The organism is Psychrilyobacter sp., assembly GCF_049671765.1.
Lineage (GTDB): Bacteria > Fusobacteriota > Fusobacteriia > Fusobacteriales > Fusobacteriaceae > Psychrilyobacter.
The window spans coordinates 1-3,218 of sequence record NZ_JBATVM010000159.1 but is presented as its reverse complement, the minus strand read 5'-3'; the positions used below and the strand labels follow the sequence as shown (position 1 = coordinate 3,218).

Genomic DNA, 3,218 nt, shown 5'->3' with positions numbered 1-3,218 from the left:
TTTATACATATAATTTTTCAAATAAACTTTTGATAGTTTTAGATTTACGTATGATATCTAATGTAAGGTCAGCATGACCCTTAGCGTATCCATTTCCTACTATCATTTGTACATCTTTCCCTACACCCTCAGCTCCTAAAGCTGCCTTAGTAAATGATGTTGCCATAGAGAAGAAATAAACTATCCCATTATCCTTTGTAATAAGGATAGATGACATCTCTGTATTAGCTACATTTACATTATTAATAACTACGTCACACATATTTTCTCCTGTGATTTCTTTTACTTTTTCATAAATTTCAACAGGCTTAGTAGCATCGGCTATAATTACATGGTGAGCTAGTTTCATATCCAATATTCTTTTGGCATTTTCTTCACTGTATTCGATTACGATAACTTTACCAGAATCTCCAGCATTTACCATGGCTTGATAAGCACATAAAACACCAGATTTTCCACCTCCACCGATAATACAAACAGTATCGCCTTCTTTAACTAATCTTTTTACTTGTGCAGGGGCACCAGCTACATCTAGTGCAGCTAAAGCTAGTTTTTCAGGAATATCTGTAGGTAAAACAGAATAGATTCCAGTTTCAAATAAAATAGCTTGTCCATCTATATCAACTTGGTCGTTGGATATATTTACATTGTTGATCTTATTAATTTTTAATGGTGTAAGGGATAACGAAACTAAAGTAGCCAACTTATCTCCTACTTTTAAAGTTTTGTCAGGGAAATCAGAACCAATTTCTTTAACAACACCGATTAACATTCCTCCAGATCCAGTTACTGGGTTTTGCATCTTTCCTCTCTCTCCTACAATCTCGTTGATCATAGCAGTCATTTTATCTATATCTTTATTGCATGCATCCTTTATTTGCGTAAATGATGCTGAATCAATGTTTAACGTAATTACATCTAGCAGTAATTCATTGTTTTTAATTATCATTGTGTTATCAATTTTTATTGCAGCTTGTGGCATAGTTCCTATAGGTTCTATTACTCTATGTGTTCCAAATGGGCATCCTTTTATCATTTGTTAACCCTCCTTATAATCCTAATATAGCTCTTGCTTCTGTTGGTGTGGCTATTTGTCTTCCTAGTTCCTTAGCAATTCTTACAACTTTGGCTACTAATACACCGTTAGATTCGGCTAATATACCTTTTTCTAAATAGATATTATCTTCAAAACCAACCCTTACATGACCGCCACTTATTATAGCTGCTGTAGCCAATGAAAACTCAAATCTGCCAAGACCGGCAACTGAATAAGTAGATCCACAAGGTAGACTATCTCTTAAAAATAAAAAGTCTCTTAAGTCTCCACCGATACCTCCATTAACTCCCATTACAAAACTAAAGTGCATAGGAGACTTTATGAATCCTTTTTTATTTAATCTTATAGCCATTTCAATCATAGATTTGTCAAAACATTCTAATTCAGGTTTTACATTTCTTTCTATCATCTTTTCACCAAATTCTTTGATTGTGTTTTCTGTATTAGTAAAGATTTCATCGCCACCAAAATTTAAAGTTCCACAATCTAGTGTTGCCATCTCAGGATATAATTCTGTAGGTTGTAACCTCTCTGCATTATCCATTCCTACAGCTCCACCAGTAGATGGTTGGACAATAACGTCTGGACACTTTTCTTTTATGGCATCTATACATAGTTTAAATCTTTCTTTTGATTGGGTAGGAGTACCGTCATCTTCTCTTACATGAAGATGTATAATACTAGCTCCCTCTATATATGCACCGTATGCTTGCTCTACAATCTCTTCTACAGTATAAGGAACTTTAGGGTTATGTTCCTTAGTAACTTCTGCTCCACATATGGCAGCTGTTATGATTAACTTTTCCATTATTGCCTCCCTTTTTTATTTTCTAAGAAAGTATAAATTGATTTTTAAATTATGCTTATCTGGGTAAAGCGTCAGCTTTTAATTTCTTTGTTTATCTTTAGGTGTAACACAAGTTCCGGTGGCTTTACAAACAACAATTGGGTTTTCTAAGACCTCACATGCAGAATCACTGATATCAGTTCTAGGAATGATTACCTTTCTTGCTTCAAAAACCATTCTTCTAGATGTGTTTCCAACTTTTTCTATATAACCTACAGCTTCGATAAAATCTCCTGCATATACTGGAGCCATAAACTCAACATTATCATAGGCTTTAAATAATCCCTCGTCACCATCTTGTCTGATGAGAAGTTCGGTAGCTACATCTCCAAATAAACCTAGCATTCTAGCACCGTCTACTAAATTACCCCCATAATGAGCATCGTGGGTACTCATCCTCAATCTAATCATTACTTCTTTCACAACTCATTCCCCCTTTTTTTATTTTTTTGTATCAAAAAAACACCTATCTATGACTTCGGACAGAAAATTACCAAGAACTAAAAAGAAATAGCTCTCCACAACTAAAGTTGTGACAGTCAAGATGGATTTTCCCACATTAACCAAGATTAGTTTATTAGATCCAATCTTTCGGCAATTAAGTCCTTCACTTTTAACTTCTAAAGATCTTTTGATCTTTGAGATATTAAAAGTTACCACAATAAATGCTCCTCTATTATATATTTTATTTATGTAATCTATCTAAGAAAATGAAAACTCATTCATAGATTTGTTACAATACATTTTTACTATATAAAGAACACAAAGTCAAGTGAAAAAAATAATTTACTCTTATGGAAAATGAATAGAAAGGAAAATATTTCTGTTATAATACCGATCTATTTACTTAGTTAATGGATAAATTTATTTTTTTAAGCTAATTGTATCAAGGGTAAAACATGAATTTAATGAAAAACTTATTTTTTTAAAAGAATATTTTAAAATGTATATATATTTTAAATGAATAGTTATCATAATAAAGTTATATGATTTATTAATTTTTTTTAATCATGAATTCCTGTGGAAATTAAAAAATATGATATCTTAATCAGTGATGGAAGATCTCAAGGTGATCTTCTGCCAGATTCAACATCACGTTGCTTTTTTTTGAAGTTATTAAAATAGATTAAATTGAAAAAACAAATGGTCAACTCAATTTGGTATTTATGATATTCATATATGATTCTTCTTATAATTATATGTTTTCAGTATGTTTTATCAGTTAAAAAGTTTTATAAGTGAACAAAAAGAATTAAATTAATACTTTTAAAGTTATTTTAATATATATTGTGAATATGTTTTGTAGGTGAATGG

General features: G+C 31.4%; 3 protein-coding genes and 1 riboswitch. All 3 genes read right to left on the bottom strand.

Annotation, left to right across the window (positions count from 1 at the left end; all coding sequences use genetic code 11):
* Nucleotide 1 precedes the first annotated feature (1 nt).
* Nucleotides 2–1,036, bottom strand: coding sequence for an L-erythro-3,5-diaminohexanoate dehydrogenase (locus WBG30_RS07655; RefSeq protein WP_424504050.1), 1,035 nt, complete (start codon nt 1,034–1,036; stop codon nt 2–4).
* Between the two features lie 13 nt (nt 1,037–1,049).
* Entirely contained in the window at nt 1,050–1,865 is an 816-nt protein-coding gene (locus WBG30_RS07650; RefSeq protein ID WP_424504049.1) for a 3-keto-5-aminohexanoate cleavage protein, read from the bottom strand.
* A gap of 78 nt (nt 1,866–1,943) precedes the next feature.
* Nucleotides 1,944–2,315, bottom strand: coding sequence for a hotdog domain-containing protein (locus WBG30_RS07645; RefSeq protein ID WP_424504051.1), 372 nt, complete (start codon nt 2,313–2,315; stop codon nt 1,944–1,946).
* A 92-nt stretch (nt 2,316–2,407) separates the two neighbouring features.
* Nucleotides 2,408–2,588: riboswitch (Lysine riboswitch) on the bottom strand.
* Between the last annotated feature and the right edge of the window lie 630 nt (nt 2,589–3,218).